The organism is Nonomuraea sp. NPDC050556 (assembly GCF_044457355.1).
GTDB lineage: Bacteria > Actinomycetota > Actinomycetes > Streptosporangiales > Streptosporangiaceae > Nonomuraea.
This window is the reverse complement of the sequence record NZ_JBITGU010000001.1, coordinates 2,700,447-2,726,371: the sequence shown is the minus strand read 5'-3', so window position 1 is coordinate 2,726,371 and position 25,925 is coordinate 2,700,447. Positions and strand designations below refer to the sequence as shown.

Genomic DNA, 25,925 nt, shown 5'->3' with positions numbered 1-25,925 from the left:
GTACCCCAGCCCGCAAAGGACCCCAGCCCCTCCGGCGCCCTCAGGGTCCTGAAAAGACCGCGACCCCTCCCAAGGGACGATGTCCTTGAAAGGGGTCGAGGTTACGGAGACAGCCGGACTCACACCGACCGATAAAGCTCAGCCACCCGGAACGCCAGATCCAGCGACTGACTCCGGTTGAGCCGAGGATCGCAAGCAGTCTCGTACCGCAGGGACAGGTCGTCCTCCACGATCTCCTGCCCCCCGCCCACGCACTCGGTCACGTCATCCCCGGTGAACTCGATGTGGATCCCCCCAGGATGCGTCCCCAGCGCCCGGTGCACCTCGAAGAACCCCGCCACCTCATCCAGCACGTCGTCGAGCCGCCGCGTCTTGTGACCGCTCGGCGCCTCCCACGTGTTCCCGTGCATCGGGTCGCAGATCCACGCCACCTGCGCCCCTGACGCGGTGACCTTCTCCACCAGCGTCGGCAGGTGCTCGCGGATCTTCCCCGCCCCCATGCGCGTGATGAACGTCAGCCGCCCGGGCTCGTTGGCCGGGTTCAGCTTGTCGATGAGCGCCAGCGCCTCCTCGGGCGTCGTGGTGGGCCCGAGCTTCACCCCGATCGGGTTGCGGATGCGCGCGAAGAAGTCGACGTGCGCCCCGTCGAGCTGCCGCGTCCGCTCGCCGATCCACACCATGTGCGCCGACACGTCGTACGGCAGGCCGGTGCGCGAGTCGATGCGGGTCAGCGCCCGGTCGTAGTCGAGGATGAGCGCCTCGTGCGAGGAGTAGAACTCCACCGTGTGGAACTCCTCCGGCTCCGCCCCACAGGCGCGCATGAACGCCAGCGCCATGTCGATCTCGCGGGCCAGCTGCTCGTAACGCCGCCCGGCGGGCGACTCGAGCACGAAGTCCTGGTTCCAGGCGTGCACCTGGCGCAGGTCGGCGTAGCCGCCCTTGGTGAAGGCGCGGGCGAGGTTGAGCGTGACGGCCGAGGAGTGGTAGGCGCGCAGCAGCCGCCAGGGGTCGGGCACCCGCGAGGTCTCGGTGAACTCGAACCCGTTGACCATGTCCCCGCGGTAGGCGGGCAGCGTCACCCCCTCGCGGGTCTCGCTGCCGCTGGAGCGCGGCTTGGCGAACTGCCCGGCGACGCGGCCGATCTTCACGACCGGCACCTTGGCGGCGTAGGTGAGGACGATGGCCATCTGCAGCAACGTCTTGAGCTTGTTGCGCACGTTGTCGGCGGTGGCGCCGGCGAACGTCTCGGCGCAGTCACCGCCCTGCAGGACGAACGCCTCGCCCTTGGCCACGGCGGCCAGTTGGCTCTTGAGCTGGTCGCACTCACCTGCGAAGACCAGCGGGGGCAGGCCGCCGAGCTCGGCGACGACCTTCTCGAGCTCGCCGCGGTCGGGCCAGTCGGGCTGCTGGGCCGCGGGGAGGGCTCGCCAGGAGTCGAGTTCCACATTGCTCTGTGCGCTCACGACATACGAGGGTATGCCACTCCGTCCCGCGCTCCGACACCAATGTCCACCTTTTGAGAAGGGATCACCGTATGGACACGTGCTCGGGGCGGATGCCCTGGCCGATGAAGCGGCGGGCCAGGCGGTTGAGCACGGGGATCTTGCTGATCTCGGGGATGCGGGCGGCCTGGAGCTGCCCGGACAGCGCGGGTTTGATGAGGCGGTTCTGGGCCACGCGCTGGGCGGCCTGGGTCACCCGGGTGGGGAACATCCGGCGGCGCTGGACCAGGGCCAGGGTCGACGGGGGGATGGGCGCGCCGGAGCGCAACGAGCCCGCCAGGAGGTTCGCCGTGGCCACGGCGTCCTGGACCGCCAGGTTGATGCCCACGCCGAAGACCGGTGACATCGCGTGGGCGGCGTCGCCGATGCACAGGAAGCCGGGCAGGTACCACTGGCGCAGCCGGTTGATCGCCACCGTCAGCTCGCTCACCTCGGCGAAGCTCTCCAGCTGGTCGACCCGGTCCTTCATGTACGGCAGCAGCCGCCCCACGGGCTCGCGCAGCGCCGAGATCCCCTCGGAGCGCAGCCGCTCGTAGCCGCCCTTGGGGATCACGTAGGCGAGCTGCCAGTAGGTCTCCCGGTTGATCGACACCATCAGGTGCCCGGCAGACACCCGCAGGAACGTCTCCTCGGGGTCGGTGGAGACCCGCGGCATCCTGAACCACAACACGTCCATCGGCGCGCCGAACTCCTGCGGCACCAGCCCAGCCACCCGCCGCAGGTCGGAGTGGCGCCCGTCGGCCGCCACGGTCAGCGCCGCCCGCACCTCGTGCGTGCCCGACGCGTCCCGGTACCGCAGGCCGCGCACGACGCCGTCCTCCCTGATGAGGTCGTCCGCCTCCGCCTTCATGACCAGCCGGAAGCTCGGATACCGGGCGGCCGCCGAGGTGATCAGGTTGAGGAAGTCCCACTGCGGGACGAACGCGATGTAGTCGTAGCCCGGCATCCCCCGCAGCGTGGCCATCCGCACCCTGCCGGTGTCGCTGACCAGGTCGAGCCCGTACGCCTTGCGGTGCGGGAGCTTGTGGAACTCCTCGGCCAGCCCGAGCTCGTCGAGCACCTGCAGCGTCGAGGGATGGATGGTGTCCCCGCGGAAGTCGCGGAGGAAGTCGGCGTGCTTTTCCAGCAGCGTCACCTCGACGCCGGATCTGGCCAGGATCAGGGCGAGCATCGCGCCCGCCGGTCCGCCACCCGCGATTACACAGCTCATAATTCATCACCTAGTGAAATTGTCGCAAGCATCCGTCAATTCGGCAACCCCGCCCGCCATCCGATCAGGCGGGTGCCACGAAGTACTGACGTGAGACAGCAACCGGTCACCCACGTGTCGCCCGAGGCGGATGACGGAGATCTGCTCAGCAGGGTCGCGCGCGGCGACGAGGCCGCGTTCGAACGGCTCTACGACCGCCTGTCGGGGCCGGTGTTCGGCCTGGTCAGGCGGGTGGTGCGGGACCGGGCGCAGGCCGAGGAGGTCACCCAGGAGGTGCTCGTCGAGGTGTGGCGCACCGCCGCGCGCTACGACGCGTCCAAGGGGACCGCCCAGGCCTGGGTGCTGACGATGGCGCACCGGCGCGCCGTCGACCGGGTGCGCTCTGCGCAGGCGGCAGCCGACCGCGACCACCGCGTCGGGACGAGCCAGTTCGAGGTCGACCACGATCAGGTCATCGAGGAGGTCACCGTACGGCTGGAGGGGGAGCGGGTACGGCGGTGCCTGGGCGGGCTGACCGACATCCAGCGCCAGGCGGTCACCCTCGCCTACTACGGCGGATACAGCTACCCGGAGGTCGCCGGGCTGCTCAAGGTGCCGCTCGGCACGATCAAGACCAGGATGCGCGACGGCCTCGTCAGGCTGCGCGACTGCATGGGAGTGGACCGATGAACGAAGACCTCCACACCCTGTCCGGCGCCTACGCGCTGCACGCGCTGCCCCGCCGCGAGGGAGCGCTGTTCGAGGAACACCTGGCGGGCTGCCCGGCGTGCGAGGACGAGGTGCGCGGGCTGCGGGAGACCGCCGCCAGGCTCGCCGTCGCGGTGGCCGAGAGCCCGCCGCCCGAGCTGCGCCCCCGCGTGCTGGCCGCCATCCAGCAGGTACGGCAGGCCCCCGCCCCGGCCGAGCGCCGCGACAACGTGGTCCCGCTGCGCCCTCGGCGCACCAGGATCGCGATGGCGCTCACCGCCGTGGCCGCGGCGGCCGCCGTCGCGCTGGGCGTGCTGTCGTTCAACGGCCAGCAGCAGCTCGACCGGCTCCAGGCCCGCCAGCAGGAGATCGTCGCCGTCCTGGCCGCCCCCGACGCGCGCACCGTGCGCCAGCCGGTCACCGCCGGCGGCACGGCCACCGTGCTGGTCTCCCGGGCGCGGGGCAAGATGGTCGTCGCCACTGCCGGGCTGCCCGCGCTGCCCGGCGGCAAGGTCTACGAGCTGTGGCTGATGGGCAAGGGGGGCGTACGGCCCGCCGGGCTGCTGGACGGCGAGGCGCCGGTGCTGGCGGACACCCTGCGCGGCGACGACCACGTCGGGCTGACCGTCGAACCGGCGGGCGGCTCCAAGCAGCCGACCACTCAGCCCATCATGTTCGCCGAACTGCCCGCCTGAGCCGACCACGCGGAGAAGGCGCGGTTCCTGGCGGCCAGCGTCCTGTGGGCGGACACGGCGACCTCCGCCATGGCCTGGGCGTGCGCGTCCACCGGGCTCGCCGTACGCCAGATCAGCACGTGCCGCATCCACAGCGGATCGCCGCGCAGCGGCAGCACGGTCACCTGGTCGCCGGGGTCGTAGAGCGCCTGGCAGGCCGAGACCGCGTGCCCCGCGCCGATCAGCTCCCGCCGCACCCCCGCCTCCACGAGCTGGTAGCGGGCGCGCGGCGCGAACCCGGCCTGCTCGCACCGCTCCAGCAGGTGTTCCGGCCAGCCCATGCCGTCCGAGGGCGGCAGCACCCACTGCTCGTCGGCCAGGTCGGCCAGCTCGACGGGCGAGGCGGCCGCCAGCCGGTGCGCCGACGACACGGCCACGAAGACCGGCTCCTGGGCGACGACGGCCAGGCCGATGGAGGGCGGCACCCGCAGCGCGTGGCCCGGGTAGTCGGCCACCAGCGCCATGTCGAGCCGCCCGTTGACCACCATGTCCACCAGCACCCTGACGAAGTGCTCGGTCTGCAGCGTGACCCGCGCCTCGGGCATCGCCCGGGTCAGGGCGTCGACGAGCGCGACGACGACCGGGTTCTCGAAGCTGCCCACCCCGACGACCGGCCCCGCCGTACCCGAGGGTCTGGCCTGGAGGAGGTCGTCGACGCCGGCGATGATCGAGCGGGTCCTGGCCAGCACGAACTCGCCGTAGGGGGTCGGGACGACGCCGCGGTGGCCGCGAGCGAACACCTCGCCGCCCAGGAGGTGCTCGATGCGCCGCACCTGGGCGGTCAGCGCGGGTTGCGACACGCCGAGCGCGGCCGCCGCCCTGGTCACGCTGCCGTGGTCGGCCACCGTACGGAGCACGCGAAGGTGTCTCAGCTCCAGCTGCACGCCCGCACCATAACACCGGAGTTATCCCTATATGGGATGAGATATGGGAGCAACTTCGCGCGGATAGTGCACACATGCCCCCCATGCGCCTTTTCGCGCCCCTGCTGTTAGCGGCGGCGCTGCTGCAAGCGACTCCAGCCCAGGCCGCGGAGCCGGGCACGGCGACCGTGACCCCGGTCCAGGTGACCGGCAGCCCGGCCAAGCGGTTCAACCTGATCATCATGGGCGACGGTTACACCGAGGCCGAGCAGTCGGCCTTCGCCGCCGACGTGGACCGCCACCTCAACGTCATGTGGTCGATCGAGCCGTTCAAGTCCTACCGCACCTACATCAACGTCTACCGGGTGGACGTCGTCTCCGGCGAGTCCGGCGTCAGCTGCGACCCCGGCCTCGACGCGCCGCGCAGGAACACCCCGCTGAAGATGGGCTTCTGGGGCCAGTGCAACCCTGGCAGCGTCCAGCGCCTCATCACCATGGACAACGCCGCCGCCAACCGGTTCGCCAACCTCGTCACCGGCACCTCGTCGGGCAACAGGCAGATCCTGGCCCTGGCCAACAGTAAGACGTACGGCGGCGCGGGCGGCTCCTACGCCACCGCCTCGGGAAGCAACGCCATGTCGGCGCTGATCAGCCCGCACGAGCTCGGCCACTCCCTGGGCGGGCTGCAGGACGAGTACGACTACTACCAGCGCGGCGTCCCCGGCGGCCCGTACACCGGTCCTGAGCCGTCGAGCGCGCACCACACGCTGCTCACCGAGGACCAGATGCGGCAGCAGCAGAAGAAGTGGTTCCGCTGGCTCGGCGAGCCCAGCGAGTCAGGCGGCCCGATCGCCCGCTTCGAGGGCGGCATGTACGCCACCACCGGGGTGTGGCGGCCGAGCAAGCACTCCATCATGAAGACCCTCGGCTACTACTTCGACCAGGTCAGCCGCGAGGTCATGGTCCAGCGCATCACCGCCAAGACCGACGTGATCCAGGACTCCGCGCCCACGTCCGCGCCGGTCGGCGCCGACCGGGTGCTCTGGGTGCAGCCGATGCACCCGGTCAGCCACTCGCTGACCACCACGTGGAACGTCGACGGCGAGGACCTGCCCGGCGACGTAGACAGCCTCGACCTGCGCACCCTGGGCTTGACCCCGGGCGCCCACACGGTCAGGGCCACGGTGACCGACCCGACGGACTTCGTCCGGAGCCCCGCCGTACGCGCGGCCATCACCAAGACCCGCACCTGGACGGTCGACACCACCATCACCACCCCGCCGGACACCTCGGCCCCGGCGTTCACCGCCTCCACCCCGACCGACCGGCCCGTCGGCGCGAACGACGTCGTCTACGTCGAGACGAACCGCCGGGCCGACGTCACCTGGAAGCTCGACGGCAGGCCCGTCGGCACCGGCCCCGACCTGGACCTTTCCAAGGCCGGATCGGGCACCGCGCTCACCGCCACCACGGGCAGCCAGACCCTGGCCTGGACGGTCGACGCGCAGAAGCCCACCACCGCCTACGAGCTGTCGAAGCCGCTGCTCAAGCCCGCTGAGGACACCTACATCTTCAACGGCCCCGTCGACATGCGCCTGACCGGCGCCGACGACCGCGCGGGCTACGTCGTGTCCGAGTCTCGGGTGGACGGCGACGGCTGGTTCAACTACTTCGGCTGGCCCACCTCCTCCGCGCTGCCGTGGCATTTCACCGAGACCGGCACCACGATCGACAGCCTCGTGTACGGCAAGCTCCCCCGGGGCAGGCACACCGTCGAGTACCGCTCGATCGACGCCACCGGCAACTACGGCCGGGCGAAGAGCTTCACCCTGACCACGATCGCCCCGCCGCCGCCCTGCACCGAGACGATCACCGGCGTCCGCCGCGGCCCGTTGACCGTCACCTCGGGCGTCACCTGCCTGCGGGACGCCACGGTCTCAGGACCGGTGACCGTCAAGGCGGGCGGTTCGCTGGTGGTCGACGGCGGTACGGTCTCCGGCGCGCTCACCGCGTCGAAGGCCGCCGAGATCCACCTGCTCAACGCCACGGTCAACGGCTCGGTCTCGCTCTCGGCCACCACACTGACCGTGGTCGGCGCCAAGCTCAACGGCGCTGCCGTGATCGGGAGCGGCATCCTGGCGGGCACCACCGTCAAGGGCGCGCTGGTCTGCTCGGGCGGCCAGGTCGACGACCTGGGCGCGCCCAACACCGTCACCGGCGCGTCGGCCTGCCGCGGAGCCGTACAGAGCAAGGCGCTCGCCGCGGAGACGGGTGGTGAGTACGAGGCGGTGACCGGCTCCACCGAGCCCGAGCACGGCTCCGACGAGCACGGTCACTAGCTCACAGGCGGTCCAGCACCTCGGTGAGACAGGCCGCGGTCAGGTCCCTGATGGGGGCGTAGTCCTTCTCGGGATACTGCCGCGGCCCGTTCTCCACCAGCAGGATCAGGTAGAGGTAGGCCCGATAGAGGTCGAGCCTGACCAGCGCGTCCCCGCTCAGCTCGACCGGGGTGACCGACCGGTACCCGACGAGCAGCGGGTCCTCCTCGAGCAGCGGGACGAACAACGTCGGCGTGATGAGGTCGGCGAGCGGATCGCCCCAGAACGCCCGCTCGTGGTCGATGATCGCCTGGATCCGCGGCTCGCCGGTCAGGTCGAGGAACACGTTGCCCGGCCACGCGTCGAAGTGCACCAGCCGCGGCGTCGTCACTTCGTCCAGCGCGCCGGACACCGCCGTCAGCCTGGCCAGCAGCTCACCGGCGGGCAGTGGCAGCTCGGTCGGATAGCGTTCGGTGTCGGCTAGGAGCGCTCCCACCATGGCCAGGTAGGCCTCGCGCCACGAAGCGCCCGTGATGCCCGCGTGCGGGTAGCCGAAGGTGTCGCCGGTCACCGAGTTGAGCCTGGCCAGGTGCGCGCCCAGCTCGTGGCGCACCGCCGCGTGCTGCGCCTCGCCCAGCACGATCTGGTTCCACGGGGTGCCGTCGAGCACCGACAGGACCAGGTAGTCGCCGCCCAGCACCGGGTCGTCGAACCCCGCGTGCAACACCGAGGCCACCGGCACCCCGGCCTCGGCGGCCAGCGCGCAGGCCGCCGCCTCCATGCGCAGCAGGTTGCGCTCGTAACTGAGCTGTTCGAGCTCGGGCGGCGGCGACAGCTTGAGCACGACGTCCCTGCCGTCGTCGAGGGTCAGCAGCCACACGGCGTTGGCGAACCCGTCGGTGAGCTCGGTCGAGCGCGTCACTCCTGAACCCAGGGCCCGGTGCGCGAGCCCGTCGAGTTCTGCGGGCGATAAGCGGCGTTTCGTCAGACTTTCCACCAGGGGATCAAACCACGCTGATCGTCCAGCTCGCCGCGTGTTCGTCGCCCGGCTGCAACACGACCAGGTCGGTGCCCGAGTTGAACGCGTCAGGCGGGCAGGTCATCGGCTCGATCGCCAGCCCGTGGTAGCCGACCTGCTCGCCCACGCAGACCTGCACCCACGGCAGCACGGCCGGGTCCCACGACACCCGCACGCCGCCCGCGCTCGCCTCCCCGGCGCTCAGCCCGGTGAAGGCGTGGTCGATCGCGGTCCGCCCGACCGCCCTGGGCTTCCTGAAGTCGTACGGCGTGCCCGCGACGTCCACCAGCTCGGCAGGCAACATCGCCGCGTCGGCCAGCAGCACCTGGGACGCCGGGATCTCCAGCTCGTCCGCGTCCGGCAGCAGCCACGGGTGCGGGCCGACGCCGTACGGCGCGGCCTCCTGCCCGGTGTTGCGCGCGGTGACCGTGGTCGTCAGCCCGCTCGCGTCGAGGTGGTGCTTGACCTGCAGCTCCAGCGTGAACGGGTACCCCGGGGCCGGGGCGACCGTGTGCGCCAGCCGTACGAAGGCGTGGTCGTCCTCGACGGCCAGGTGCTCCACGACCCGCCACTCGGCGGCCGACACCAGCCCGTGCAGGGCGTGGCCGCGCTCGGGCTCGGTGACCTCCAGCTCGTACGGCACGCCGCCGAAGGTGTAGCGCGCCCCGCCCACCCGGTTGGGCCACGGCGCGAGGATCGCGCCCGCGTAGTAGGGGATCGGCCCCCCGCTGTCCTCCCAGGTGGTGACCAGGTCGCGGGAGCCGTGCCTGAGAAGGCGCAGCGCCGCGCCGCGCGGGCTGACCTCGGCGGTGTATCCGCCTGCTTCAAGAGGGGGGCAAACGTTCACCTGGGAAGTGTATCCGCTGGTCAAGCGGACTCCCTCGGCACCAGGTAGGTGTCAAGGATCACCACGGGCTGTCTCAGCTCCTCACCGTTGATGCGCGCGACGAGCAACTGCGCCATCTGCCTGCCCATCGCCTCTGTCGGCTGGTGCACCGTCGTCAGCGGCGGGTTGGTGTGCAGCGCCACCTTGGAGTCCTCGAACCCCACGACGGCCACGTCACCCGGGATCGACCTGCCCTTGTCACGCAGCGTCCGCATCGCGCCGACCGCCATCAGGTCGGACGCCGCGAACACCGCGTCGAGGTCGGGATGCGCCTCCAGCAGCTCGCGCATCGCCGAGGCGCCGCTCTCCTCGGAGAAGTCGCCGTAGGCCACCAGCTCGGGCAGACCGGAGGCGAGCAGGGCGTCGCGGTACCCGGCGAGCCGGTCGACGCCCACGCCCATGTCCTGCGGGCCGGCGATGGTGGCGATGCCCCGCCTGCCCTTGCCGAGCAGGTATTTCACCGCCTGCCGCGCGCCTGCCCTGTTGTCCATGTCGACGTAGCTGAACGGGTCGAGCCCGACGGGCCTGCCGCCCAGCACGGTCGGCACGCCCATCGCCTCCAGCCTGCCCGGCAGCGGGTCTGCGCCGTGCAGCGACAGCATGAGCACGCCGTCGACGTGCTGGCCGGTCAGGTAGTGCTCCAGCCGCTCGTGCTCCTCGGGCGACTGCGCCATCGCCAGGATGAGCTGCAGCCCCGTCTCCGCCAGCGCCGAGCCGATGCCGCGGATCGTTCCCGCGAAGTACGGCTCGTCGAAGACGCGCAGCTCGGACTCGGACACCACCAGGGCCACCGTGTCGGTCCGCCTGGTCACCAGCGTGCGCGCCGCTCTGTTGGGCACGTAGCCGAGCTCGGCGATCGCCTGCTGCACCGCGTCTCTGGCCTTCGTGCTCACGTTGGGCGAGCCGTTGATGACCCTCGAAACCGTGCCACGGCCCACGCCGGCCAGAGCGGCGACCGCTTCAAGGGTCGGTCGGTTCATGGGGCCTATTGTGCCGGATCAATCGGGCGTACCAGTGCGCGCTGTCCTTGGGGATCCTGCGCTGGGTCGGGTAGTCGACGTAGACGAGCCCGAAACGCTTACCGTACCCCCACGCCCACTCGAAGTTGTCCATCAGCGACCAGGCGAAATAGCCCTCCAGGGGGACGCCCTGCGCGATGGCGTCGGCGCTCGCCTCCAGGTGGGCCTTCAGGTAGGCGGTCCTGCTGGGGTCGTGCACCTCACCGTCCACCTCCACGTCGTCGAAGGCGGAGCCGTTCTCCGAGATGACCAGCGGGACGCCCGGATACTCCCGCGCCACCCTGACCAGGATCTCGGTGAGGCCCTCGTCGTCGATCTCCCAGCCCATCGCGGTGACCGGGCGTCCGCCGTTCACGAACGACACGTGCTCGCTGCCGACCCAGGGCGAGGCGGTGTCCGTCGGCGCCGCCGCGGCCGACGCGGCACCGCCAGGCTTCCCTGAGACGGTGAAGCGGCTGTAGTAGTTGACGAGCAGCAGGTCGATCGGCGTGGAGATGATCTCCATGTCGCCGTCTTCCACCGGGATGTGCCCGACGTCCTCCAGCACGTCCCGCGGGTACTCGCCCTTGAGGAGCGCGTCCAGGAAGAACCTGTTCTGCAGGCCGTCGATGCGCCTGGCCGCGTCCAGGTCCTCGGGCGAGTCCGTCTCCGGGCTGACCCCGTAGAGGTTCACCGAGCCGCCGACCCGGATGGCCGGGTTCCTGATCGCCCGGGTGGCCAGGCCGTGCGCGAGGTTGAGGTGGTGGGCCGCCCGCATCGCGTTGGCCGGCTCGCGCCTGCCCGGCGCGTGCTCGCCGGAGGCGTAGCCGAGGAAGGCGGCGCACCAGGGCTCGTTGACGGTGCTCCAGGTGCGCACCCGGTCACCCAGGCCCTCGTGTACGGCTGCCGCGTAGTCGGCGAAGCGGTAGGCCGTGTCGCGGTTCGGCCAGCCACCGGCGTCCTCCAGCGCCTGGGGCAGGTCCCAGTGGTAGAGGGTCACCCAGGGGTCGATGCCCTGGCCGAGCAGCTCGTCGAGCAGCCGCTTGTAGAAGTCCAGGCCCTTGGTGTTGATCGCGCCACGGCCGTCGGGCTGCACGCGCGGCCAGGAGATGGAGAAGCGGTAGGCGGTCAGCCCCAGCTCCGCCATGATCTTGACGTCTTCCTGGTACCGGTTGTAGTGGTCGATCGTCACGTCGGCGTGGTCGCCGCCGAGCACCCGACCCGGCTGGCGGACGAAGCGGTCCCAGATCGACGGGCCCCGGCCGTCCGTGCTGGTCGCACCCTCGATCTGGTACGCGGAGGTTGCCGCCCCGAAGACAAAACCTTCCGGAAATTTCACGCCTTGACCGCACCTTCCATGATGCCGCCCACGATCTGGCGGCCGAACGCGATGAACACGAGGATGAGCGGGATGATGGACAGCGCCGTGCCCGCGAAGATCAACGTGTAGTTGGTGGAGAACCGCTGGTTGAGCGAGGTGATGGCGATCTGCACGGTCGGGTTGTCCGGCGTCAGCACGATCAGCGGCCACATGAAGTCGTTCCACAGCAGCATGAACGTGTTGATCCCCAGGACGGCCATGCCCGGCCGTACCGCTGGAAGGATGATGTTCCACCAGATCCGCAGCGTGCTCGCGCCGTCCACCCGCGACGCCTCGACCAGCTCGTGCGGCACGGCCTGCGCCGTGTACTGCGTCATCAGGAAGACGCCGAAGCCGTTGAGCAGGTAGGGCAGGATGACCGCCTTGAGGGTGCCGGTCCACTCCAGGTTGACCATGAGCCGGTAGAGCGGCACCACGCCCATCTGCTGCAGCGGCACCATCATCGTCAGCAGGATCGCGACCAGCAGGAAGCGCCTGCCCTTGAAGGTGAGGCGGGCGAAGGCGAACCCGGCCAGCGTCGAGATCAGCACCACCGAGACCGTCACCGTGGACGCCACGATGGCGGAGTTGATCAGGCCGTCGAGGAAGTGCGCGTCCTCGTTCTGCAGCACCTTGACGATGTTGTCGCCCAGGTTGCCGCCGGGCAGGAACGGCGGTGGCACGGCCACCGCGTCCGCGTTGGTGCGCGAGGCGATGACGATCATCCAGTAGAGCGGGAAGGCCGACACGACGAGCGTGAGCGTCAGCATCACCCTGGTCATCAGGGTGGCGTTCCAGTGTCTCATCGGGTGGTCCTCCTGATGATGAGGAAGTTGACGCCCGCCCCGATGAGGATGAGCAGGAACAGCAGCCAGGCGGCCGCCGCCGCGTAGCCGTAGTCGAACTCCCTGAAGCCCTGCTTGACGATGAACATGGCCACCGTCTGGAACTGGCCCTGCGAGCCGCCGTCGACGTTCCCGCTGTAGAAGGTGGTCGGCTCGGCGAACAGCGTCAGGCCGCCGATCGTGGAGTTGAGCACCACGAAGATCATCGTCGGGCGCAGCATCGGCAGCGTGATCTGCCAGAACTGCCTGCGCCTGGACGCCCCGTCGATCGCCGCCGCCTCGTAGAGGTCCTTCGGGATCGTCTGCATGCCGGCCAGGAAGATGATCGCGTTGTAGCCGGTCCACCGCCAGTCGACCATGGTGGCGATCGCGATCCAGGACGGCACGCGTTCCACCCGCCAGCTCACCGGATCGGCGCCGAACCAGCCGAGCACCCAGTTGACCAGGCCCCAGTCGCGGCCGTAGAGCTGGGTGAACACCACGGCGACCGCGACCACGGAGGTGACCAGCGGCAGCAGGACGCCCATCCGGATGAGCAGGCGGCCCCTGAGCTTCTTGTTCAGCGCGTTGGCCAGCAGGAGCGCCAGCACGATCTGCGGGACGGTGGCGAGGACGAACATGCCGAGGGTGTTGACGACGGCGTTCCAGAAGTCCTCGTCGGTCAGCAGGGCGGCGTAGTTGCCCAGGCCCGCCCACTCGGTGGTGCCGGCGAGGTCGTAGTCGTAGAGGGAGTACCAGAGGGTGAACGCCAGCGGGAAGAGCCCGAAGGCGGCGAAGAGCAAGAAATAGGGAGAGACCAGGAGGTACGGCATCGCTCGGAGGTCGAACGTGGACCGCCAGGGTCGGCCCGGGGCCCGGCGCCCGCGCCGCCGCCGGGGCGGCGTCGCACGCAGGGGAGTCCCTGGGTCGAGATGAACACTCATGACACGCCTTTCGCAGGCTTCCTGTACGGCGGGCCTGACCTCGCGCCGCCGTACAGGAAGAAGGTGGACTAGCCCGCGGCCTTGACGGCGTCGTCGATGAGCTGCTGCCAGGCCTTGTCGAGGCTCACGCTGCCGTCGTCCATGCCCTGCACCACCGACTCGATGGCGTTCTTGACCTGCGCGTGCTTCACGCCCAGGAACACCGGCTGCAGCGAGGCGGCCGACTTGGCGAAGATCTCGCCGATCGGGGCGTCGTCGAAGTAGGGGTTCTTGGCGCCCTGCACCGCCGGGTCGGCCTGCGCCTTGCTGTTGCTCGGCATGTTCCCGGCCGTGGTGAAGATCGAGGCTTCGGTCTCCGCGCTGGTCAGGTAGTCGGCGACCATCGCGGCCTCCTTCGGGTGCTTGGTCTGCTTCGGCACCGCGACCCACGAGCCGCCCCAGTTGCCGCCGCCGCCGGGCACCGCCGCGACGTCCCACTTGCCCTTGTTCGCGTCACCGGCGTTGCCGGACACGACGCCGAGCATCCACGACGGGCAGCCGAGCGTGGCGAAGGTGTCCTTCTGCATGCCGGCCGACCACTCGTCGGTGAAGTTGCGCAGCTTGGCGGTCAGTCCCTGGGTCGTCAGCTTCTGCGCGAAGTCGAACGCGTTCTTCACCGCCGGGTTCTTGTCGACGATGAGGTTGTTGTCCTTGTCGAAGTAGGTGACGTTGCCGTTCTTGGCCGCCTCCTGGACGAGGACCACGTTGTAGAGCGTGTTGGTGCCGTCGGTGAACTTGCTGCCCTTGGCCTTGGCCTGGAACTGCTGGCCGACCTTGAGGAAGTCGTCCCACGTCGGCCACAGGGCGCTGACCTTGTCGCGCTCGGTGGGCAGGCCGGCCTTCTTGAACAGGTCCTTGCGGTAGCAGAGGCTCATGCCGCCGATGTCGGTGCCGAGGCCGAACAGCTTGCCGTCGGCGGCGACGCCGTTCTCCCACTTCCAGGCGGGGAAGTCGCCCTGGCGGGAGGTCAGGCCCTGCTCGCCGAGGTCGGCCCACCACTCGGGGTGCGCCTTGGCCAGGCCCATGCCGCCCTCGTCGATGCCGATCACGTCACCGGCGCCGTTGCCGGACTGCAGGTACTGGATCATCTGCGGCCAGTACTGCTGCTCGAACTGGTCGGAGAGGTGCGCCTCCTTGATCTTGATGTCGGTGTGGGAGGCGTTCCACTTCTCGATCGGCTCCTTGTAGCCGAAGTTGGTGCCGCCGCCGAAGGTGTTGACCGTGATGGTGACCGGCTCGGGGGCGGAGGCTGCGGCGCTCTGTCCGGTCGACGGGGCGGGGGTGCCGCCCGAGCCACAGGACGTGATCGTCAGGGCGGTGGCCAGGACCGCCGCGCTCAGCGCGCCGCGGCGCATGCTGATAGTCATGGGGAGACCCCTCTCGTGGGGAGCTGGGAGGTGGCCGCGGCAGGCCGCGGGGGTTTTCGGGAATTTTGGGAGCGCTCCCAAACAGAGTGGCCATCCGTGTGCTCAGCCGTCAACTGCCTGAAACGCAACCGTTACCGAGAGAGCGTTCTCCCAGTTTGAAGTCGTATATACGGCGCAAACGGTCATTTGGGAGCGCTCCCATATCGATAGCCCCACAGACCACGCGTCTGGGAGGATGTCCCGATGAACTCCCAGCGGATGGTCCGGGTGTCCAAATACCTGGCCAGACACCTCAGGCACGCGCCGGAGGAGATCGGCATCTCGCTCGACCAGCACGGGTGGGTGGAGATCGACGACCTGGTGCGGGCGGCGGGCGCGCACGGCTTCGCCGTGACGCGCGACGAGCTCGAACAGGTGGTGGCGGAGAACGACAAGCGCAGGTACGTGATCGAGGGGACCCGCATCAGGGCGAGCCAGGGGCACTCGTCTCGGTGGACCTCGGGCTGGAGCCTGCCGTACCACCCGAGTTCCTCTACCACGGGACCGTCGGGCGCAGCGTCGCCGCGATCATGTCGTCGGGGTTGCTGCCGATGAGCCGGCAATACGTCCACCTGTCGGCGGACAGGGAGACCGCGGAGCGGGTGGGGGCCAGGCGGGGCAAGCCGGTGGTGCTCGTCGTCGCGTCCGGCGCGATGCACAGAGAGGGGCACGAGTTCCGGGTGAGCGCCAACGGCGTGTGGCTCACCGCCCACGTCCCGCCGCGGTTTTTGTGAGTACCCCCCTGCTCAGGTGATCCGCCGGTGATCGTCCGACGATGGGCGGCATGTACATCCAGCTGGCACTCGCCCTGGCTCTCACCCCGATCAGCTCATGGGGCCCCGTCACCACACCCGACGGGCACCTGAGCATGGACGGCGTGATCGAGCGAACCGTCACCTTCTCCCAGGGCCCCAACGGCCTGCCCGTCGCCCACCCCGCCTACGCGGTGAAGGGGTACGGCTGGCTGGACTTCGGCCACTGCGGCACCACTGCCGTGACCAGGCAGATGAAGGCGGGATTCGCCCTCAAGGACTGGGTCAAGCACCCTTGCAGGACGAGGCTCCAGCAGCCTCGGCCGCGGATCGACGTACCGCTGAACGCGCAGTTGAGGGACGTCGCCTTCATCGACGTGGAGGTCTGCTCGACGGGCGGGGCCACGGGGGACAGCTGCGCGACCACCAGGATCTACGGCTGAGTCAGCCGCGCCTGAACACCTGCAGGGGGTCGCTCTGCACGAGGCCCGCGTCGGGCTGCACGATGACGTAGACCATCAGCGCGACCGCCGTGAGCTGGGGGAGCAGGCCGACGAGCCGCGCCGGCCAGCCGCCGAGCCCGTAGAGGGGTGGCGAGGTCGTATCTGACGCTCGTCGGTTCGACCTCCAGCAGGCGCAGCGTCTTGACGTCGATGACGATCGCCGTGAGCGACAGCACTCCCCACACGAGGGTCCTGGCCGAGCAGTTGGGAGACCAGCAGGTGGCCCAGGGCGCTGACCACGTAGCTCAGGGCGATCGGCAGCACCTTGATCACACCGGCGCGGCCGGGCAGGTACCGCCACAGCAGGCCGAGCAGGAACCCGGGGACGAGCCAGAAGAGCGGCCCGCCGGCGTCGGACGGTGGGCGCGTCCACGGCCGTCCGCGAGAGGGCCGTGAACGCCAGGACGAGCCCCGCCATCGAGAGCGCGCACAACACCCACAACGCGCTCAGGGCGGAGGATCGGAGGGATCGGGAGGGACGCGGCCGGGCCTCGGCCCGGCCGCGCACTCGTCGAAGCATGCGTCCATGGTCGCTTCGGCGACCCTGGGCGTCGGAGGGGGTGGGAAAACTACTTCAAACCGTGACGGTCAGGCGTTGCCGTACTCGGGGTAGCCGTAGCCGACGACCTGGGACTTGGGACGCACGCGCTCCTCGACCTGGCCGTTGCCGGTGTTGCCCTCGATCGTGGTGATCGTGCCGTTGCCGTTGTCCTTCTCCACGAAGCCGACGTGCTGGATGGCGTCGAGGCTCTTGCTGCCGCTCCAGGAGAAGAACACCACGGAGCCCGGCTTGGCGGCGGTGCCCCAGCGCTTGTTGGCCTTGAACCACTTGGCGTGCGTCACGGTGTACGCGTCCCAGCCGACGGTCTTGCGCGCGCCGGTCTCCTCGCCGACCCAGGACACGAACATCGCGCACCAGGCGGCGTTGAGGTAGTCCTGCCTGCTGCCGCCGTCCCGCTTGACGGTCTCGGCGGCGCGCTGGGAGTTCACGTACCACTTCTGGAACTTGGTGCCGCCGCCCTTGGCGTCTTCCTTGGTGCCGATCTGCGCCTTCGCCAGCGAGAGGACCTTGGTGACCGAGGGCTTGGCCTCGACGGGCGCCTGCGCCTTGGGGGCCTGCAGTGCGGCGATGTGGGGGAGCTCTGGGAGGGGCTTCGGTGCGGTCTCGGCAGTGGCCGAGGTGTGGACGCCGAAGGCGGCGCTGAACACGCTCATGCCCAGGATTGCGTGCGAGTAGTTGAGCTTCGGGGTGCGCGTGCGACGGTGCTTGGCCATCGAGAGGGGAACTCCTTGCTTCCATGCCGCTTACCGAGTTAGCTGACGGGTTCGGGCGTGGAAGCTGCCCTATGGCACCGAAGTGCCGATTCACCCCAAAGGACGTGGGTCCCCGGCTCCGCCTCACGGCGGACTCAGCGGTCACAGGCGAGCCTGTGAATGTCTTGTGCGATGGTTTGGCAACGAACGGGTAGCCCGGACGTATACCTCGAGTGCCTTGAAGGTAATACATCGGGCAAGGAGATTACAAATCCGCAAATGACCAGGTCAGAGGAGGCGGTTCCTCGCGTCCTCCAGAAGCCGCATCATCGTGAGGGTGTCGTCGAGCGGCATGACCGCGCTCTCCGTGCGTCCCTCGCGCAGCGCGTCGCGCACTTCGCGCACCTCGTTGGCGTAGCCGTCCGAGGGGCCGGTGAACTCCTCGTCGCCGATGGTGAATCTGGTGGGAGCCCAGAAGGGGGCGTCGATGTCGACGCGGGCGAGGGTGCCGACGATGGTGGCGCTGTTGGCGTGCGGGCTGACCAGCGAGGTGTCCAGCAGAGCCCGCGCGCCGCCCTGGAACTCCATCAGCACCCCCGCCTCGGCGTCCACACCCGAGGGCGCCAGCGAACCGGCCACGTGGACTTTTTCCGGCTGGCCGAGGAAGAGCTGGGCCAGGGCGAACGGGTAGATCCCCAGGTCGAACAGGGCGCCGCCGCCGGTGGCCGGGTTCCAGAGACGGTGTTCCGGGTCGTACGGCTGCGCGAAGCCGAACGACGCCTGGACCAGCCGGATGTCGCCCAGCCTGCCGTCCTGGGCGAGCTTCGTGATGTGCTGGATCTGGGAGTTGAAGCGGGTCCACATGGCTTCCATGAGGAACACCTTGTTCTCCCGGGCCAGCTGGACCATGCGCTCGGCTTCGGCGACGCTGGCGGTGAGGGATTTCTCGCAGAGGACGGCTTTGCCGTTGGCGATGGCGTGCTCGGCGACCTCGAGGTGCTGGGCGTGGGGGGTGGCGATGTAGACGGCGTCTACCGACGGGTCTTCGCAGAGGGCTTTGTAGGAGCCGTGCGCGTGCTCGGCGCCGAGGTGCGCGGCGAGGTCCGCGGCCCTGGCCTGGTCGCGCGACCCTACGGCCGCGACCCGCATGGTGGGTTCAGCGGCGATCACCTCACCGACGGTGCGCGCGATGCCGCCGGTCGCCGCGATGCCCCACGCCAGTTCCATCACACCCGGTCCTCCCGATCAGTAAAGAGAACCCCACCTTAGAGCGAACCCCACAAAGACCACCAACCCCCCACCCAAACCCCCACGAATCCCCAAGAAGCCCCTCCAGCGCTCCATCCCTTCAGCGCTCCATCCCTTCAGCGCTCCATCCCTTCAGCGCTCCATCCCTTCAGCGCTCCATCCCTTCAGCGCTCCGCCCCTTCAGCGCTCCGCCCCTTCAGCGCTCCGCCCCTCCGCCCCCAACACGCCCATCCCTCAACGTCTCGAAGGAGACCTCTCCCCGGGAGACCCACACTCTGAGCCCACCCACCCCTGGGGCGCCCGCCCCGGCCGCTCGGTCGGATCCCTGGACCACCCGTGCACCCCGGCCACCCGTGCACCCCGGCCACTCCAGCGCTCACTGGGCGCCACCGGCAACCCCGGGGTCACCGCCTACGCACCCCCGCTCCCTGAGGGCGCGCGTCCTCAAAGGGACCCGCACTTAACGGCGGGCCCCACACCCTGCGCAGACCTCACCCCCAAGAAGCCTGGCCCGCGCCTCAAAAAGCCCTCGCCGTCACCCCACGCGGTTGAAGGTCGCCGGATCAGGCCCCAGCCGCGTGTCCGTGTTGAGCGCGCCGATGGCCGCCATGTCCTCCGGATCCAACGTGAACTCGAACACGTCGATGTTCTCCCGGATCCGCGAAGGCGTCACCGACTTGGGGATCACCACGTTCCCCAGCTGGATGTGCCACCGCAACACGATCTGCGCCGGCGTCCTCCCGTGCTTGGCCGCCAGCGTCCCCAACGCCGGCTCCTCCAGCAGCCCCTTCCCCTGCCCCAACGGACTCCAAGCCTCCGTGAGGATCCCGTTGGCCTCGTGGAACGCCCGCACCTCGGCCTGCGGAAAGTTCGGGTGCAGCTCGATCTGGTTGATCGACGGCACGATCTGCGTCTCCTCCATCAGCCGCTCGAGATTGCCGACCGTGAAGTTCGACACCCCGATCGCCCTGACCCGCCCGTCCTTGAACAGCCGCTCCAGCCCCCGCCACGCCTCGACGTACCTGTCCTGCTCCGGCACCGGCCAGTGGATCAGGTAAAGATCGAGGTAGTCGAGCCCCAGCAGCTTCAGACTCCCCTCGAACGCGGCCTCCACCCGATCGTGGTCGGAGTTCCACAGCTTGGTGGTGATGAACAACTTCTCCCGAGGTACGGCAGAGCCGGCGAGCGCCCGCCCCACCCCCGCCTCGTTCTGATAGAGCGTCGCGGTGTCGATGGACCGGTACCCCGCCTTCAGGGCCGCGGACACGGCGGTGGCGGCCTCGTCGTCGGGCACCCGCCAGACGCCGAACCCGAGTTGCGGTATCTGGACACCGTTGGTGTTGAGCAGCAGTGTGTTCATACTCTTCATTGTTCACTTCTGGTTCTCTACGCCTTAAGGCGGCACGGCTAGCTTGAAGCGGTCGTGAACGGGTCATCACCCGACGTGGGCATCGAGGGCCGCAGCCACGTCAGGAAGCAGGAATCGGCCTGGGTGGAGTCGCCGCTCCAGATGCTCTGCGCCGTCGAGGCGCACCACCGGGGCCTGCTCGGCCCCTCGACCCTGCTCGTGCCGCGTTCCGGCCTGCGCCCGCTGGCGGCGACCAGGCGCGAGCTCGTACGGCTGGGCCTGCCTTCCGGCCTAGAGCTGGCCAAACCGCGCGAGTCCATGCCGCGCGGCGCTCGCGCGGTCGGCGACGCGTTCTCCGGCAAGGTGCAGTTGCGCTGGCTCACCTCCCGTCCCAGCCGCATCGTGATCGTCGACGACGGGCTGGCCACGATCAGGCTGCTCGAACTCCTCGCGGCCGGTCCGGCGAAGCCCCTGCTCAGGGCGCGCGCCGAGCCGAGCGCGCTGCGCCGGGCGCTGGGCCTGGCCGCCGCGCTCCGGCTGCGGGTGGACGCGAAGCGGGTGACGATCTTCACGGCGCTCCCGGTGCCCGACAAGCTGGCGCAAGCCGTACGGAAAGCCGGATTTGAGCTGATAAATCATGACTTCGGGTGGCTGCGGAGCCAGCCGCTCGCCGAGCCAGGGCCGACCGAGCGGACCGTCGTCCTCGGCACCTCGCTGGTCAGGAACGGGCTCGTGCACCGCGAGCGCTACCTGCGCTGGCTGACCGCGCTCGCCGAGGAGGAGCCGCTCGCCTACTTCCCGCACCGCCGCGAGGACCCCGTCGACCTGGCGCTCATCCGCGAACGGCCCGGCATCACCGTCCACGACGGCGGCGCTCCGGCCGAGATGACGCTGCGCGGCCTGGACGCCGGGCAGCGGGTCATCAGCCTGCCGTCCACCGCGATCAGCTCGCTGCGCGTGCTGCTGGAGCCGCGCGGGGTGGAGGTCGAGCCGGTCGACGTGCCGGACGACTGGTGGACCAGCCGCGCGAAACCGTCCCTCCGAGACCACCTGCAAATGTTTTCTGGAGCCACCCGTTGAAGGTCCTGGCCGTCGCCGACTCCGATTCCTATCTCAAGTGGGCGGCCTGCCTGCTCGATGACCTGCCCGAGGGGTGCGTGAGTGACCTGGCCGTCGTCCGTACCCCGATCACCCCCTCACCAGGGCAGATACGCGCCGCAGTGGGCGATCGCCCACTCCCGCCGGTGGTTTCCGCGCGAGTACTCCGTCGTACCGCGGAACGTACGGCACCGGATGTGATCCTCGTGGCCTGCACGGGGCCGGTCGTGGACGTGCTGGTCGCCGACGTCCTGGACGGCCTGCGCCCGCGCCCGGTCTTCGTGACGGGGCTGCCTGGCATTTCCGTGCCCGCGACGGAGAAGGCGTGGCTGTTCCGCAGCGGCTGCGACGTGTTCGTGGTGCACAGCGGCAGGGAGGTGGCCGAGTTCGGACGCATCGCGGCCGAGCTGGGCGGGGGAGGCGCGATAGGCCTGGCCAGACTCCCCTTCCTCCACCACGTTGCCCGCCCCCAACTGCCGTCCACTAGTGGCGGCGAGCCAAGGAACCACAACCCCCAACCGCCGTCCACCACCGGCGACGAGGCAAAGGAGCGCACCACCTCAGCGGCGTCGGCCATTCGCGACCAGGCGGTGTTCGCCGTCGGCGACGAGGCGTCGGAGGGCAGCGCTCAGGCGGTGGCCGCCACTCGGGCTGACGTGGTTCGAGAACGCGAGGCGGTGGCGTCCGCCATCCGGGCCGAAGCGCTTGGGGAGGGTGAGCGGGTCCTGTCCGCCGGTCGCGCTGACGTGGTTGGAGAGCGTGAGCCGGTGGTGTCCGCCACCTGGGCCGAGGCGCCCAGAGTGAGTGAGCGGGGGGTGTTCGCCACTCAGGCTGAGGGACTTGCGCGGCGGGTGGTGTTTGCTACTCAGGCCAAGGTGCCCAGGGGGCGGGAGGAGCGGGAGCGGATCCTGCTTGCCCTGGCCAAGCTGGCCGACGAGCGGCCCGAGCTGGATGTGGTGGTCAAGCTGCGGGCGCGCGAGGACGAGCGGCAGACGCACAACGAGCGCCACCACTACGAGCGGCTGTGGCGGGAGATGGGCGCGCCGGGACGATTGCTGTTCGAGGCGGGGCCGATGCAGGAGCAGCTCGCCGACGCCGCCGGGTTTGTCACGGTCAGCTCCACGGCCGCGCTGGAGGCGATCGCCGCCGGGGTGCCGTCGCTGGTGCTGGCCGACTTCGGGGTGAGCGCTGAGATGATCAACCTGGTGTTCGAGGGCAGCGGGCTGCTCGGCACGCTGGACGAGCTGTCCGCAGGGGAGTTCCGTACGCCGGACGCGGCATGGTGCGCGGAGAACTACTTCCACGACAGCAGCGCGAGCGACTGGGTGTCGCTGCTGACGGCGCTGGTCATCGGGCCGCACAGCAGGGCGCGGTCGCTGCTGGACGGGCAGGAGCACGCGGGGGCCCGGCGGCGCGCGAGATTGCGGGTGGAGGTGCCGCCGAACCTGCTACGTGCCGGGTATCGGACCAAGAGACGGTTGATGAGGTACATCCGCGGGTGAGCGGGTGTACAGCGTCAACCGGACATCACCGAAGCTGCGCACCTCGCCCGGGGTGAACTCTGTTTGGAGTGCTTTGAGCCGCTCGTCGTCGGCGTATTTCTTGCCGATCCACGGCGAGACCAGCCAGACCCGCTCGACCCCTCGCAGCGCGGTTGTGGTCTGTTTCGCGGTGAAAGGCTGGTATTCGCCGGGCTTCCTGGTGACGTCGCGAAGGTGCTCGTACGGCTCGCCGTACACAGCGACGAACAGCCGGTAGCGCTGGGGGACGAACAGCACCGCGTCCCCTGGGCGGCGCTCGGCGGTGAGGGTGGCGGCAAGGGTGCGCAGGTCGTCGGGGCGGCTGCCCGGTTGCCGGATCCCTACCTGCACACTCATGGTGAGTACGGCCAGCAGCACGAGCCCCCCGGCCATCACCGCCCACGCCCGGGAAGAACGGACAGCTCGCGCCACCGGGCCCGGACGGGTGATGCGACCTGTTGTGGTGGTTGGGTCCTGTTGGGTGGCCCGGCCTGGTTGGGTGGCCCGGCCTGGTTGTGGGGTGCGGGTTGGTTGTGGGGTGCGGGTTGGTTGGGTGGTGCGGGTTGGTTGGGCGGCCTGGTCGGGCCGGGTCAGGTCCGGTTGGGTGATCGGAGCAGACGGGGCGGCAAGGTCGGGTGTGGTGTCTGGGTCCGATGGGGTGGACCGGCCTGCGCGGAAGGCTGCCAGTGTTGCGTGGGAGGCCTTCGTGGCCAGGTCGGATAGGCCGATGCCTGCGGCCAGTGCGATTCCCGGGACGGCGAAGAGCACATAGCGCGGGTGATAGATGGGCTCGACTTGCGAGATCGCGAAGGACAACGCGACAGGGACGAATGCCCACGCGGCCACGAGCGGGGTCCCGCAATGGGCCGCCGTCCCACGGCCCTTCGCCACTGGGGGCGTGAGCGGTCTCGTGCGCGATGTCGTCCACGCGCCCCAGATGGTCAGGGTCATCACGAGGATGGCCGCTGGTGTGCTGCCTGCGACCTCGACGGGGAAGGCGGCCAGGTCGGTGAGGCCGGGGGCTTTCAGCCACCACACCTGCGTGTCTCGCTGCCCGGCTGCCATCACGACGAGCGGTAGTAGCGCCACCCCGGCCACACCAACCGCAGCGCCCCAGCCCGCCAGCCGCACCCACGGAGCCCTGGCATCGTCACGGGTGCTGGTTTCAGGACGGGCACTGACGCTGGGACGGGGGGCCGTGGGACGACGGTCCGTGGGACGGGGGGCCGTGGGAGGAGGGGCCGTGGGAGGAGGGGCCGTGGGAGGAGGGGCCGTGGGAGGAGGGGCCGTGGGGCGGGAGGTGGTGGGGCGGGAGGTGGTGGGGTGGCGGGGAATTGTGGTGAGGAGGGCGATGGCGTGGGTGGGGAGGAGGAGTAAGGCGTACAGGTGGAGCCAGCCCAGCAGGGCCATGGAGAGGGTATACGCTGTATACTGCCACCACCTGGGGCGGTCCTGGGTCAGGAGGTTCAGCAGTAGGCAGGTTGCCAGCACCGCCACCGCGCTCACGAGTGCGTAGCTCCGCGCCTCCTGTGCGTATCGGGAGGCGATCGGGAGCAACGTGTACACCAGCCCCGCGCACAACCCCGCAGCCTGCCCCGCCAGCCGTTCCCCGAGCACGGCCACGCCATAGGCGGTGGCGACGAAGGCGATCAATGACGGGAGGCGCAGTACCAGCTCGGACGTACCCAAAACGGCCGCAAAAGGGCGTAGTAGCAGGTAGTGCAGCGCATGTACCGCGTCCAGGTCGCCGAGTAGCAACCGCAACTGCTTCAAAGGCATCGCGGCCGCGGAGGCCGAGACCGACTCGTCTCGCCACAACGACGGGACGGTGATCCCCCAGCCCCCGACGACCAAAGCGGCAAACGCCGCGAACCCCGGTGAACGCGGCACATACCCTCCCCAGGCGTGAAAAAGCCGGAAGAGGTGAGCTTAGAGCTCCCAGCAGGATGACCCCTCATTCCGAGAGTGCTCACGACCCTCCGTAGAGGAGACCCTCCCCTCTGCTCCTCTTCCTCGTGAGAGGAGCAGAGGGGAGTCGTTCAGGGTGAGAGGAGGCGGGAGGTCGTTCAGGGTGAGAAGAGGCGGTAGGTCATTCAGGGTGAGAGGAGAGATCTGTGCGGGAGGTCAATCAAGGCAGTGCGCGGGCCAGGCGTCGGCGGATCTTCGACAGTGTGCTCGGCTGCTCCGACCGGGGCAGCAACCCGACCGCCCCCAGACGCTGCTTCTTGAAATACCGCCCACTGCCGTACTCCGTGATGAACGCCTCGGCGGCAGGGCGCAACCCCGGCAACGCCTCGGGCTGCATGCAATAGCCAACAGCCTTCACCAACGAGCCCACGTCGGGCCGGGGACGGGAGTCGGCGACGAGCGGCGGAAGCAGCGCGTCCACGATGGTGACCGGGATCCGGTTGCTGTTCTCGTAAGGCGTGAGCCGGTCCAGCACGAGATCGGTCCCCAGCGTGGCGACCGGCAGCCCGAAGAACCGCTGCGCCGTCAGCAACCCCGTCGAGAAACACCCCACCACCAACCGGGGCTTGAGCGCGGCGAAACACGCCTCGGCCGGCACGCTCTCACCCACCACGACCAGCTCGGCGCCCAGCTCCTGCGCGCTCTGCCTGAGCAACTGCGCGTGCCGCCGCCCGGCGGCGGGATGCGGTTTGAAGGCGACGCTGGTGTACCCGAGCGTGGCGAGGTGGCGCAACATCGAGGCGTGCAGCTCCGCCTCCTCCTCGACGGAGACGATGCCGAGCGAGGACAGGTACTGCCCCAGGATCAGCGCGTCGCACGCGGGCAGGTCAGGCGACGGCAGCGCGTCCACGATCCTGAGGAACGGCTCCGCGCGCAGGTGCGTGGCGGCCACGCCGTACTCGGACAGCAGCAGGGGCTCCAGGCCGGGCACGAGGTCGAGGTGGATCAGCCGGGTGATGCGCCGGTGGATCTCGGCGGGCAGCGGGTCGCGGGTGGGGCCGTAGCTCATCAGGCCGTCGGAGTAGACGGTGATGGGGCAGTCACGGATCAGCCCGGCGATCGTCCTCGCCGGGGGGACCGCGATGGACTCCAGGACGAGCTCCTCCACCTCATCGAGGCGCAGAAAAAGGCGTAGAAAACGCTCCATCATCGGGACCTCGATGATGCGCGCCTTCCAGTCAGAGGGGTGCAGCGGCGCGATGATCGAGTTCCACGACACCACCTCGTCGAACCGGTCGCGCAGCGACGCGAACCCCGGCGCCTCGTCGAGCGGCACGGCGACCTCGGGGATCGAGGCGTTGTTCGACACGATGAGCAGCCTGCGCCCCTCGCCGAACCGCCCGTCGTCGATCGCCGCCGCCAGCGACATCGCCCCGAAAAGCGTGGAAGCGTAGAAAACCCTGGTCATGTGCCCTCCTTCGTCGGGTGGGAGCCCCAGGGATCAC

At 69.7% G+C, this 25,925-nt stretch carries 23 protein-coding genes, 2 pseudogenes and 1 riboswitch; of the genes and pseudogenes, 8 read left to right on the top strand and 17 right to left on the bottom strand.

All coding sequences use genetic code 11. The features are described from left to right. Window positions 1-119: 119 nt before the first annotated feature. A complete protein-coding gene (locus ACIBG8_RS13190; RefSeq protein ID WP_397342920.1) occupies window positions 120-1,463 on the bottom strand; it encodes a class II 3-deoxy-7-phosphoheptulonate synthase in 1,344 nt (447 codons plus the stop codon). A gap of 64 nt (window positions 1,464-1,527) precedes the next feature. Continuing rightward, window positions 1,528-2,712 (bottom strand): FAD-dependent oxidoreductase, encoded by a 1,185-nt coding sequence (locus ACIBG8_RS13185; RefSeq protein ID WP_397342919.1) that lies wholly within the window; start codon window positions 2,710-2,712, stop codon window positions 1,528-1,530. Between the two features lie 90 nt (window positions 2,713-2,802). On the opposite strand from ACIBG8_RS13185, the gene sigK reads away from it, so the two are divergent. Further along, complete coding sequence (sigK, locus tag ACIBG8_RS13180) at window positions 2,803-3,381, top strand: ECF RNA polymerase sigma factor SigK (protein ID WP_397342918.1); 579 nt, start codon at window positions 2,803-2,805, stop codon at window positions 3,379-3,381. After that, window positions 3,378-4,094: an anti-sigma factor domain-containing protein gene (locus ACIBG8_RS13175; RefSeq protein ID WP_397342917.1), complete on the top strand. Its 717-nt coding sequence runs from the start codon at window positions 3,378-3,380 to the stop codon at window positions 4,092-4,094. The genes sigK and ACIBG8_RS13175 overlap by 4 nt, the downstream gene beginning before the upstream one ends. Here the strand turns inward: ACIBG8_RS13175 and ACIBG8_RS13170 are convergent. Further along, window positions 4,061-5,017, bottom strand: a complete 957-nt coding sequence (locus ACIBG8_RS13170) for a LysR substrate-binding domain-containing protein (protein ID WP_397342916.1) — start codon at window positions 5,015-5,017, stop codon at window positions 4,061-4,063. The genes ACIBG8_RS13175 and ACIBG8_RS13170 overlap by 34 nt on opposite strands. A gap of 74 nt (window positions 5,018-5,091) precedes the next feature. Between ACIBG8_RS13170 and ACIBG8_RS13165 the strand changes: the two genes are divergently transcribed. Then, window positions 5,092-7,335 carry a M64 family metallopeptidase gene (locus tag ACIBG8_RS13165; RefSeq protein WP_397342915.1) on the top strand — a complete coding sequence of 748 codons (2,244 nt, stop codon included), beginning with the start codon at window positions 5,092-5,094 and terminating at the stop codon, window positions 7,333-7,335. 1 nt (window position 7,336) lies between these two features. On the opposite strand, the gene ACIBG8_RS13160 is transcribed toward ACIBG8_RS13165, so the two are convergent. From ACIBG8_RS13160 to ACIBG8_RS13130, 7 genes are all read right to left on the bottom strand, one after another. Continuing rightward, window positions 7,337-8,311: a phosphotransferase family protein gene (locus ACIBG8_RS13160; RefSeq protein ID WP_397342914.1), complete on the bottom strand. Its 975-nt coding sequence runs from the start codon at window positions 8,309-8,311 to the stop codon at window positions 7,337-7,339. Window positions 8,312-8,318: 7 nt separating this feature from the next. After that, the gene (locus tag ACIBG8_RS13155) at window positions 8,319-9,179 is read right to left on the bottom strand and encodes an aldose 1-epimerase family protein (protein ID WP_397342913.1); all 861 of its coding nucleotides are present in this window, start codon (window positions 9,177-9,179) and stop codon (window positions 8,319-8,321) included. A gap of 20 nt (window positions 9,180-9,199) precedes the next feature. Then, window positions 9,200-10,198, bottom strand: coding sequence for a LacI family DNA-binding transcriptional regulator (locus tag ACIBG8_RS13150; protein WP_397342912.1), 999 nt, complete (start codon window positions 10,196-10,198; stop codon window positions 9,200-9,202). Further along, complete coding sequence (locus ACIBG8_RS13145) at window positions 10,179-11,555, bottom strand: GH1 family beta-glucosidase (RefSeq protein ID WP_397342911.1); 1,377 nt, start codon at window positions 11,553-11,555, stop codon at window positions 10,179-10,181. The genes ACIBG8_RS13150 and ACIBG8_RS13145 overlap by 20 nt, the downstream gene beginning before the upstream one ends. Next, window positions 11,552-12,382, bottom strand: coding sequence for a carbohydrate ABC transporter permease (locus ACIBG8_RS13140; RefSeq protein WP_397342910.1), 831 nt, complete (start codon window positions 12,380-12,382; stop codon window positions 11,552-11,554). Before ACIBG8_RS13140 ends, ACIBG8_RS13145 begins: the two co-directional genes overlap by 4 nt. Next, window positions 12,379-13,344, bottom strand: coding sequence for a carbohydrate ABC transporter permease (locus ACIBG8_RS13135; protein WP_397342909.1), 966 nt, complete (start codon window positions 13,342-13,344; stop codon window positions 12,379-12,381). Before ACIBG8_RS13135 ends, ACIBG8_RS13140 begins: the two co-directional genes overlap by 4 nt. A 68-nt stretch (window positions 13,345-13,412) precedes the next feature. Then, window positions 13,413-14,750 (bottom strand): extracellular solute-binding protein, encoded by a 1,338-nt coding sequence (locus ACIBG8_RS13130; protein WP_397342908.1) that lies wholly within the window; start codon window positions 14,748-14,750, stop codon window positions 13,413-13,415. A 243-nt stretch (window positions 14,751-14,993) separates the two neighbouring features. On the opposite strand from ACIBG8_RS13130, the gene ACIBG8_RS13125 reads away from it, so the two are divergent. From ACIBG8_RS13125 to ACIBG8_RS13115, 3 genes are read left to right on the top strand one after another with little or no spacing between them, the layout of a single operon-like run. Next, window positions 14,994-15,344: an RNA 2'-phosphotransferase gene (locus ACIBG8_RS13125; RefSeq protein ID WP_397342907.1), complete on the top strand. Its 351-nt coding sequence runs from the start codon at window positions 14,994-14,996 to the stop codon at window positions 15,342-15,344. Next, complete coding sequence (locus tag ACIBG8_RS13120; RefSeq protein WP_397342905.1) at window positions 15,320-15,523, top strand: RNA 2'-phosphotransferase; 204 nt, start codon at window positions 15,320-15,322, stop codon at window positions 15,521-15,523. Before ACIBG8_RS13125 ends, ACIBG8_RS13120 begins: the two co-directional genes overlap by 25 nt. Window positions 15,524-15,573: 50 nt before the next feature. Then, window positions 15,574-15,984 (top strand): hypothetical protein, encoded by a 411-nt coding sequence (locus tag ACIBG8_RS13115; protein ID WP_397342904.1) that lies wholly within the window; start codon window positions 15,574-15,576, stop codon window positions 15,982-15,984. 75 nt (window positions 15,985-16,059) lie between these two features. Here the strand turns inward: ACIBG8_RS13115 and ACIBG8_RS13110 are convergent. From ACIBG8_RS13110 to ACIBG8_RS13095, 4 genes and pseudogenes are all read right to left on the bottom strand, one after another. Next, a pseudogene (locus tag ACIBG8_RS13110) lies at window positions 16,060-16,371 on the bottom strand (DUF6185 family protein); the annotation flags it as partial. A 261-nt stretch (window positions 16,372-16,632) separates the two neighbouring features. Beyond that, window positions 16,633-17,319, bottom strand: coding sequence for a CHAP domain-containing protein (locus tag ACIBG8_RS13105; RefSeq protein ID WP_397342903.1), 687 nt, complete (start codon window positions 17,317-17,319; stop codon window positions 16,633-16,635). Window positions 17,320-17,331: 12 nt separating this feature from the next. Beyond that, window positions 17,332-17,469, bottom strand: a riboswitch (cyclic di-AMP (ydaO/yuaA leader). 117 nt (window positions 17,470-17,586) lie between these two features. Next, window positions 17,587-18,525: a Gfo/Idh/MocA family protein gene (locus ACIBG8_RS13100; RefSeq protein WP_397342902.1), complete on the bottom strand. Its 939-nt coding sequence runs from the start codon at window positions 18,523-18,525 to the stop codon at window positions 17,587-17,589. Window positions 18,526-19,081: 556 nt separating this feature from the next. Beyond that, window positions 19,082-19,906 carry an aldo/keto reductase gene (locus ACIBG8_RS13095; protein ID WP_397342901.1) on the bottom strand — a complete coding sequence of 275 codons (825 nt, stop codon included), beginning with the start codon at window positions 19,904-19,906 and terminating at the stop codon, window positions 19,082-19,084. A gap of 63 nt (window positions 19,907-19,969) precedes the next feature. On the opposite strand from ACIBG8_RS13095, the gene ACIBG8_RS13090 reads away from it, so the two are divergent. Both ACIBG8_RS13090 and ACIBG8_RS13085 read left to right on the top strand, forming a co-directional pair. Then, on the top strand, window positions 19,970-20,974 hold the full coding sequence (locus tag ACIBG8_RS13090; RefSeq protein ID WP_397342900.1) for a hypothetical protein: 1,005 nt from the start codon (window positions 19,970-19,972) through the stop codon (window positions 20,972-20,974). After that, complete coding sequence (locus ACIBG8_RS13085; RefSeq protein ID WP_397342899.1) at window positions 20,971-22,494, top strand: DUF6716 putative glycosyltransferase; 1,524 nt, start codon at window positions 20,971-20,973, stop codon at window positions 22,492-22,494. Before ACIBG8_RS13090 ends, ACIBG8_RS13085 begins: the two co-directional genes overlap by 4 nt. Here the strand turns inward: ACIBG8_RS13085 and ACIBG8_RS13080 are convergent. The 3 genes and pseudogenes from ACIBG8_RS13080 to ACIBG8_RS13070 form a co-directional block, all read right to left on the bottom strand. Then, on the bottom strand, window positions 22,441-23,643 hold the full coding sequence (locus tag ACIBG8_RS13080; protein WP_397343958.1) for a hypothetical protein: 1,203 nt from the start codon (window positions 23,641-23,643) through the stop codon (window positions 22,441-22,443). The two genes, ACIBG8_RS13085 and ACIBG8_RS13080, sit on opposite strands and share 54 nt — an antisense overlap. 216 nt (window positions 23,644-23,859) lie before the next feature. Continuing rightward, a pseudogene (locus tag ACIBG8_RS13075) lies at window positions 23,860-24,291 on the bottom strand (glycosyltransferase family 39 protein); the annotation flags it as partial. Between the two features lie 349 nt (window positions 24,292-24,640). Continuing rightward, the gene (locus ACIBG8_RS13070) at window positions 24,641-25,888 is read right to left on the bottom strand and encodes an alpha-2,8-polysialyltransferase family protein (protein WP_397342898.1); all 1,248 of its coding nucleotides are present in this window, start codon (window positions 25,886-25,888) and stop codon (window positions 24,641-24,643) included. Between the last annotated feature and the right edge of the window lie 37 nt (window positions 25,889-25,925).

Excerpts from the sequence above, each read along its gene's own strand:
- ACIBG8_RS13125 (WP_397342907.1), top strand. The coding sequence starts at position 14,994 with ATGAACTCCCAGCGGATGGTCCGGGTGTCCAAATACCTGGCCAGACAC.
- ACIBG8_RS13175 (WP_397342917.1), top strand. The coding sequence starts at position 3,378 with ATGAACGAAGACCTCCACACCCTGTCCGGCGCCTACGCGCTGCACGCG.
- ACIBG8_RS13095 (WP_397342901.1), bottom strand. The coding sequence starts at position 19,906 with ATGAACACACTGCTGCTCAACACCAACGGTGTCCAGATACCGCAACTC.
- ACIBG8_RS13130 (WP_397342908.1), bottom strand. The coding sequence starts at position 14,750 with ATGACTATCAGCATGCGCCGCGGCGCGCTGAGCGCGGCGGTCCTGGCC.
- ACIBG8_RS13100 (WP_397342902.1), bottom strand. The coding sequence starts at position 18,525 with ATGGAACTGGCGTGGGGCATCGCGGCGACCGGCGGCATCGCGCGCACC.
- ACIBG8_RS13165 (WP_397342915.1), top strand. The coding sequence starts at position 5,092 with ATGCCCCCCATGCGCCTTTTCGCGCCCCTGCTGTTAGCGGCGGCGCTG.
- ACIBG8_RS13105 (WP_397342903.1), bottom strand. The coding sequence starts at position 17,319 with ATGGCCAAGCACCGTCGCACGCGCACCCCGAAGCTCAACTACTCGCAC.
- ACIBG8_RS13185 (WP_397342919.1), bottom strand. The coding sequence starts at position 2,712 with ATGAGCTGTGTAATCGCGGGTGGCGGACCGGCGGGCGCGATGCTCGCC.
- ACIBG8_RS13135 (WP_397342909.1), bottom strand. The coding sequence starts at position 13,344 with ATGAGTGTTCATCTCGACCCAGGGACTCCCCTGCGTGCGACGCCGCCC.
- ACIBG8_RS13140 (WP_397342910.1), bottom strand. The coding sequence starts at position 12,382 with ATGAGACACTGGAACGCCACCCTGATGACCAGGGTGATGCTGACGCTC.
- ACIBG8_RS13070 (WP_397342898.1), bottom strand. The coding sequence starts at position 25,888 with ATGACCAGGGTTTTCTACGCTTCCACGCTTTTCGGGGCGATGTCGCTG.
- ACIBG8_RS13150 (WP_397342912.1), bottom strand. The coding sequence starts at position 10,198 with ATGAACCGACCGACCCTTGAAGCGGTCGCCGCTCTGGCCGGCGTGGGC.
- ACIBG8_RS13120 (WP_397342905.1), top strand. The coding sequence starts at position 15,320 with ATGTCGTCGGGGTTGCTGCCGATGAGCCGGCAATACGTCCACCTGTCG.
- ACIBG8_RS13115 (WP_397342904.1), top strand. The coding sequence starts at position 15,574 with ATGTACATCCAGCTGGCACTCGCCCTGGCTCTCACCCCGATCAGCTCA.